Raw genomic sequence first — 6539 nt, forward strand, 5'->3', positions numbered from 1 at the left:
TGCCCCGATTTCGCTGCCGTGCCTGGACGCGTAGGGCTGGCTACTCGTCGGGATCGGCAGGCTGAATCGCATGGATCTGACGGTCGATCCACCTGGGGGTCTTACCTGCCTCGACGGCGGCCGTCTTCCATAGCTCCGGCAGCGAGCCGACGGGGATCTCCAGCGCGCGCACCACGCTGTAGGTGATGTCCCAGCCTGGGTAGTACGCCTTGCCGCGCAAGAGTTCCGACAGCCGCGTCTTGGAGTACCCGGAGCGCCCGACGAGGTCGTCCAAGGTCAGACCGCTGGCCACGAACCGGCTGCGCACCGGCTCCAGCCAGGTGCGGTGCGCGGCGCTGGCCTTCTCGTCGATCGGCACCAGGGGCCGTCCCCGGCGATGCGGAGACTCCTCAACGGGACGCTCAGCGATCTGAGACGGCGTCGCTGTGACGGCCTCTGGCTGTCGTCCGGCCTCTCGACCGGTGGACCAGGCGGTGCGCCTGCGTCGGGCTTCCTGGAGGCGCTGGAACGCTTCGTGGTAGTGCTGTTGGATGGGAGGCCGTACCCGGCACACCTCCAGGAACGTCTGCAGTTGCCCCACGTTGGCGGGCAGCCCCTGGCGCCTGATGATGCGCCAGGCGGTGGTGCGCGGGATCGGGACCCGGTGGCCCACCGGCCGGACGAGGTCGCCCGGGGACGGTGCGCCAGCCCGTTCGTACTCGGCGGCGAGGGCGGCGCCGAGGTCTGGCTCGGTGCGGATGAGCGCCGGTGCGGGAGCCTGGAGGCCGCGGACGAGCCACGGACCTCGGTGCGACCCTGGTTACGCAGAACAAGCGCACGGTCCCGGGCCGCCCGATCACCCCCGCAGGCACCCACGAGAGCATCCAGAACTGCAGGCGAGGGCGCCGTGGTGCCAGACTCGGCGCGCTGGACGGTGCCGCGGGAGACAACTGCGGCCGCGGCGAGGGCGCGCTGCGACATCCGTGCGGCGGAGCGCAAGGCGACGAGGTGCTCGGCGAGGTGGGAGAACGGTGGGCGGGCGGGCCGGGGGCGCGGAGAGTTCACCGCTAACTTCTACTTGCCCGTGCCGGAGCGCACCGCGGTCTCCACGAGGATGGCCATCAACCGGCGCCCCCCTCCGGCCGCGGCAAGGGTGGCCGCGCCGATCGCGCCGCAGCCGCCCAGCAGGGTGATGATGTCGCCGGTCGGCGTCCCCTTGAGGAACAGTACGGTCCCCAGCACGAGGAACGCGATCAGCAGGATCAGCGCGTGCGTGGGCCCCAGGCGGCCGTCAGATGATTCCACCGGCGAGGCAGGCGGCGGAGAGAGCAGCTGGTCGTCCATCGTGTGCAGGACTCCGTCCTGACGGGGCCCGGCTCGAACAGCCGGGACCTATGGCTGGTGGTCGCAAACGCAAGCAGCCCTACGGCAGTTGGCCCTGCTCCAGTCGGCTGCGCGGTACCCGTCAGCCTTCCACGCGCCGCCGAGCCCCCGCTCCACGGGTGGAGCGTTATGCCCGTTTCGCCTCTTCCCGGCCTCACAGATGTTCCGCTTGTCGCCACGGAATTTTCCGGCCTCCGAGAGCCCGGGCGCCAGGCCAGAACACACCAGTTGTCCATCCAAAGGGGGATGCTCGGCCCCACGTTCGTTCCAGCGCATTTGCGGTCCAAGCCCCTCCAGTAGGACGCTGCACAACGTCGATGCCAACAGGACTCCGCTGGTATCGCCCTGACGGCGAGTTGGTCGCAAGCCCGAGCCCTTCAGGACCCCGGCAGGCACGTTGGCCCGCGCCCGCCGACACCAGCCGGCACCCCTTGGTGCCGGCCCTCGGTGTTTGCCACTACGGGCATGAGATGGTCAGCGTCGCCCGCAGACGGCGCGTACGACGTCGGCCGCGGCCAGGCCGGCGAGGCGGGAACGCTGCACGCGGATGTCGCGGCATCGGCGATGTCACCGCTGAGGTCAGAGGCATTGATGTTCAATCACCCGCCACGTGAGGAGGAGTGCGTTCATCCTGGGGCCATGACGCAGTCCGCCGCCCCGGCATCACGCAGCAACAGCACGCAGAGGATCACGAGACTCACGCGACGCGACATCGTCGACTACCTGACCGGTGAGGGTGGTCCCTGGTGGGGGCGGCTCGACGAGATCGACTTCCTCGGATCCCTGTACGACCTCGACAGGCTGGCGTCGACGGACTCTCGGTTCACAACGGCACGAGAAGACATCATCAAGCACCGGGTAAGCAACTACGACTGGGAAGACGACTGGGTCTTCGAATACTCCCAGTTCCAACTCCACGAGGGCCCTGACGAGGTTCTTCTCGCCTTCTTGGCGCGGTTTGTGCATCCCGAGGTGCAGCCCGATGTTGACCATGCATCCCAACGGGTCGCGAAGCTGAACCGTCTCCTCGGGCCGGACGGCTGGACCCTCCGCTCCTTCAAGTTCATATCGGGACGGCCGGTCTACGCGCCGGCTCCCGCACCGACTACTGGCCCGCTGGTCTCACTGCCGCTCGATGACGACGACACCGGCAAACTCGACCTCGTCCTGGGACAGACCTACAGCCTCCTCGATCGCGACGGCGAGGAAATCGCCCGAGACCTGCTCCGCCCGGCGGTACTGACGCTGCGCCGTGACGGCGGCTACTACCACCCGATGCCCGGTGACAGATGGACGGCCGACACGTACGAGGCGGTCCTCACCGTGCCCTCGGTCCTCCTGCCGGCGTTCACGGAGACCGTCATCAACGCGGTCTGGCAGCGACTGGAAAGCGTACTCACCCGTCTCAAGCGCGCGGACGTCCAGTCCCTCGTGGTCGAAGGCGATCTGGGACCCCTGCCGGCCGTCTCACCGGACTGGAGGAGCGAGACAGCCGAGCCCGATCTCCCCGTCCTGCGCAGCTTCCGCATCGGTCTCCCAACCACGGAGTTCGATGTCACGACGCAGGACTTCTCAGATCTCGAGATCCGCGACCAGGATCAAGCGCTCCCCTACTTCTATGACACGCGCAGAAGTCGCCTGATCACCGATTTCCTTCTGGACGACCGGCCGCGGGTGGCCACGTTGTGCAACGTCACCCTCATCAACAAGGACGGCGTCCTCTCGCCCAGGATCAAGCTGTGGAAGAAGGACAAGACCAAGGCTGCGAAGACAGCATCCACGGAAGCGATACCCGGCACTGAGGCCCCTCAGATTGTCAAGGCACTCGTTGACACCAGCGATGCCCACGAAAGCTTCTGGAAGGTCATCCTCTTCCTCGAAAGCTGCGTCGGGCTGGATATCCCTGACAGCAGCCTGCGGCTGGTCGTCGGCGACGAAGCCGAGTTGGCTCGCCTCCTCGCCGACCAGGACCGCACAACGCTCCTCGAAGCCGTCAGAACCGCTGTTGGCGGCGCCCTCACGGAAGAGGACATCCGACTGATCAGCAACCGCAAGGCACAACTCCAAAGGTTCAGCAGGTTGTTGAACGACCCGGACTTCTTCGAGCAGGAGCGCGGCCAGGTGGCCGGGCCGGAAGCGGTCTGGCAGGGCTTCTTCGAGGAGAATCCCTGGATCTTCGGATACGGTCTCACCCTCGTCGCGTGTGGCCCCTACGACGACGGCAAGCTGGAGCGCATCACGACGGGCGCGAACATCTTCGCGGGGGCGGGAAAGCGCAGTGACGCCGTCATGCGCTCCAGGGGCTTCATCAGCAGCCTGCTGTTCTGCGAGATCAAGACCCACCTGACATCCCTGCTGGCCAGCGCGCCGTACCGGGTGCCAGACGTCTATCAGGTCTCCAAGGACGTCGTTGGCGCGGTGGCTCAGGTCCAGAAGACCGCCTACAAGGCCCAACAACTGGTCAGCGGTCAACTGCATAGGCAGTACCGGGACGACGGCGCCCCGACCGGCATCGAAGTGTCCACCGTCCGCCCGCGACAGGTGCTGGTGATCGGAAGTCTCAGCGAGTTCGCCGACGGCGGCGCGACGAACCCGGAGAAGATCACTTCCTTCGAGCAGTACAGGCGATCCATCCAGGACGTCGAAGTCATCACGTTCGACGAGCTCTACGAACGGGCCTGCTTCATCGTGGAGGACCGCTGAAGCCCCGACCGCACCAAGCCGAAGGCTCCCGAGTGGTGAGCAGCCAGTCCACGCTTCTCGGCTGGCTGCTCTCCTCCTCCAGCCGTCAGTGAGTGGTTCGGGCGATCCGCCTGCCGACCGCGACCCACGTCGGCTCGGCGCTTCTCTCGGGCACGGCTCCCGTCAGGCCATCGAGATGATCAACGGCCTCCCGGGTGACATAGCGGTCGGGTGGGGTGACTGCAGAGTGCCGTACAGGCACCGGACCCCTCTTCTATACGAGCGGCGCGGGACCGCACCCGCCGCCGTCTGGCGTTCTGCGTTCCGTCAGATTTCGGTTCTCCGGGCGATTCCTACGAGCGCGCGGATTGAGACTTGAGGCCGTCCCCATGGCCCGTGCAGTCAGTGCTTCGGATGGTCGCCGTTCTTGAACGCTGACGGGGGCGCGTGGGGTCACCCCCGGGGGTGAAACGGGCGCTGTTGAGGAACCTGATGCTGATGTGCGGAGTCCACACAGGTATGTAGCGGGTCATGGTTGTTGGGCGTCGGGGCACAAGAGGTTCCCTTTACCGGTGTCGCATTTCTGAGCGCACACATGCCGGGAGCCTTGGAGCTATAGATTGTGTTCCCGTCTGTACGCGGCTCTCCACGGGTCCAACGACCGGGACCGCGCGCGGGCAGGCACTGTCGGTTGGGAGATCGACTCAGGTTGTGCCTGGTGTGTCTGCATCGTGCCTGGTACCGACGGCTGAGGAGCCGTCGGTGTGGCAAGGGTGACGCGCGCTGCTTGATGTTGGTGTGTATCAGTCAGGAGTTCCAGATGCCCGATCCTTTTTCCACGGCATCGGGCATGCCTGAGTCCGGCTCCGGGGTACCCGATATCCCGTCACAGAACGGCGCGCGTCCGAACGGGAGCCGTGCTTCAGGTCGGCGGCCCTCCGGCCAGAGGTCTTCTGCTGGTAATGCAAATATCTATAATCGGAGAACGGGCACGGCAAATGACCGTTCGGATACTCCGCCTGCAAACGTTCTGGACTTTTTGGACCGTCTTTCGGAACGGCTTCTTGCAAAGAACGACACGGCGTGGCCCGCCGTGTTCCAGCTCTCATTCCTCGTGCTGCTGCCGTCGGCTTCGGTGATCGGCATTGTGATGGTCGCTCACGCGGTCGGTGTCCCCGGCTGGGCGATCGCTACCGGGACCGTGTCATCGGCCGGCGGTGCGGGTGCGATGACCGTGATGCGGCGCCGCAGCGCCGGCCGCGCCGAGGCGAACGGCGGAAGGGGAGGGCGGCGCGGCCGCCGTTCTAGCCAGCGCCGGGGATCGCACCGCCGCCGTTGACCGTCGTGCCCTGATGCCCGCCCGCCGCGCTCCAGTGAACAGCGGACGGGGCATCCTTGGTCGCAGGACGCGGTCGGCGCAGCAACCCCAGGAGTGCTCCCAGAAGGGTCGCCCCCACCTGGACGGCGAGGAACACCGCCGTGCGCACAGAACTGGGCACGGCGACGGACACCGCCGTCGCCACGGCGAGGCCGAAGGCCGTACAGGCGGCAGTGAAAAGAGCGGACGACAGGGTCCGGCCGTCCCGGGAACGCGGACGCCGGTGTCCGCCACCCGGATGGTGCGCAGGGAAGCGGTGCGGAGGGAGGCCCTCCGCCTGGTCAGTTTCCTGTGCGGTCATCGCGGCCCCCACGGCATCGCCCCTCTTCACTTACCGTCACTGAGTAGTTACCCATCATCCAGGGTCCAGGCGTGCCCCGCTGGATATCGCCGCATGCAACAACGCAACTTCTGTCCAATGGGTTATCCCGCGCCCCCATGCCGCGCCTGACCGTACTGCTAGCGCCGGAGCGCACGCAGAGGACAGGCGGGGCGCTCGGGCGCCCAAAGGGGCGTGCTGGACATGACGTGCGCCCGGCGAGGGGCGCCGCCCTCGGTGGTGCCGTGCGGGGTGGTGATGTCGTGCAGTGTGGCCGGGCGGTACAGGTCGTCGGGGTGGCGTCGGTGCGGGCCTGGATGGTGCGCTGGATGCAGCCGTCGCGCACCAGGGTCAGGGCGGCGGCCTGGCCGACAGTGAGGGCCGGGCTGGCCGGTGATGGCGGGGGCCGCCAGGGTGGAGGGTCCTTCCAGGAACCTGGGCACCTTCTGGCGAAGGAGACGACCCGCACCGCGAGCGGCTCCGGAATGGCCCGTGCACGGGTTCGCCCTGAGCCCGGCGCGGTGGATTCGGCGACGGTGTTCCGGGCCCTGGCGGATACGCCGTGGACAAGGACTTGCTCGCGTCTCTGCCGCGTCTGACGTCCTGTCTGCGGGTCTCTCGTCGGCACGGGCAGTTCCCGCTGCCGGCCCCTTCGCGCTTCCGGTGTTCCGGCAGGACTGCTATCCGGAAATCACATTCCGCACTTCGACGGAGATTTATCGGGGCGATGGCGGCGATGGTCTGCGCGAGATAGGTGAACGTCGAGTACACGTTCGGGTCGCCGATGGTGGCGAAGGC

At 67.2% G+C, this 6539-nt stretch carries 5 protein-coding genes and 1 pseudogene; 1 reads left to right on the plus strand and 5 read right to left on the minus strand.

Annotation, left to right across the window (positions count from 1 at the left end; translation table 11 throughout):
* Positions 1-40: 40 nt before the first annotated feature.
* From ABZZ74_RS51900 to ABZZ74_RS51910, 3 genes are read right to left on the minus strand one after another with little or no spacing between them, the layout of a single operon-like run.
* The gene (locus ABZZ74_RS51900; RefSeq protein ID WP_356951113.1) at positions 41-358 is read right to left on the minus strand and encodes a helix-turn-helix transcriptional regulator; all 318 of its coding nucleotides are present in this window, start codon (positions 356-358) and stop codon (positions 41-43) included.
* Positions 277-1044 carry a helix-turn-helix domain-containing protein gene (locus ABZZ74_RS51905; protein ID WP_356951114.1) on the minus strand — a complete coding sequence of 256 codons (768 nt, stop codon included), beginning with the start codon at positions 1042-1044 and terminating at the stop codon, positions 277-279. The genes ABZZ74_RS51900 and ABZZ74_RS51905 overlap by 82 nt, the downstream gene beginning before the upstream one ends.
* Before the next feature lie 9 nt (positions 1045-1053).
* Entirely contained in the window at positions 1054-1323 is a 270-nt protein-coding gene (locus tag ABZZ74_RS51910) for a hypothetical protein (RefSeq protein WP_356951115.1), read from the minus strand.
* A gap of 678 nt (positions 1324-2001) precedes the next feature.
* On the opposite strand from ABZZ74_RS51910, the gene ABZZ74_RS51915 reads away from it, so the two are divergent.
* Positions 2002-4065, plus strand: a complete 2064-nt coding sequence (locus ABZZ74_RS51915; RefSeq protein WP_356951116.1) for a Shedu anti-phage system protein SduA domain-containing protein — start codon at positions 2002-2004, stop codon at positions 4063-4065.
* Positions 4066-5348: 1283 nt separating this feature from the next.
* Here the strand turns inward: ABZZ74_RS51915 and ABZZ74_RS51920 are convergent.
* The gene (locus ABZZ74_RS51920; RefSeq protein WP_356951117.1) at positions 5349-5723 is read right to left on the minus strand and encodes a hypothetical protein; all 375 of its coding nucleotides are present in this window, start codon (positions 5721-5723) and stop codon (positions 5349-5351) included.
* 738 nt (positions 5724-6461) lie between these two features.
* Positions 6462-6539 (minus strand): annotated as a pseudogene (locus ABZZ74_RS51925) (precorrin-2 C(20)-methyltransferase); the annotation flags it as partial.

Source organism: Streptomyces sp. NPDC006476 (genome assembly GCF_040612015.1).
In the GTDB taxonomy this organism is placed as follows: Bacteria; Actinomycetota; Actinomycetes; order Streptomycetales; family Streptomycetaceae; genus Streptomyces; species Streptomyces griseorubiginosus_B.

What these genes read in the sequence shown, in the direction of transcription:
- ABZZ74_RS51910 (WP_356951115.1), bottom strand. Translation starts at nt 1,323, where the DNA reads ATGGACGACCAGCTGCTCTCTCCGCCGCCTGCCTCGCCGGTGGAATCA.
- ABZZ74_RS51915 (WP_356951116.1), top strand. Translation starts at nt 2,002, where the DNA reads ATGACGCAGTCCGCCGCCCCGGCATCACGCAGCAACAGCACGCAGAGG.
- ABZZ74_RS51920 (WP_356951117.1), bottom strand. Translation starts at nt 5,723, where the DNA reads ATGACCGCACAGGAAACTGACCAGGCGGAGGGCCTCCCTCCGCACCGC.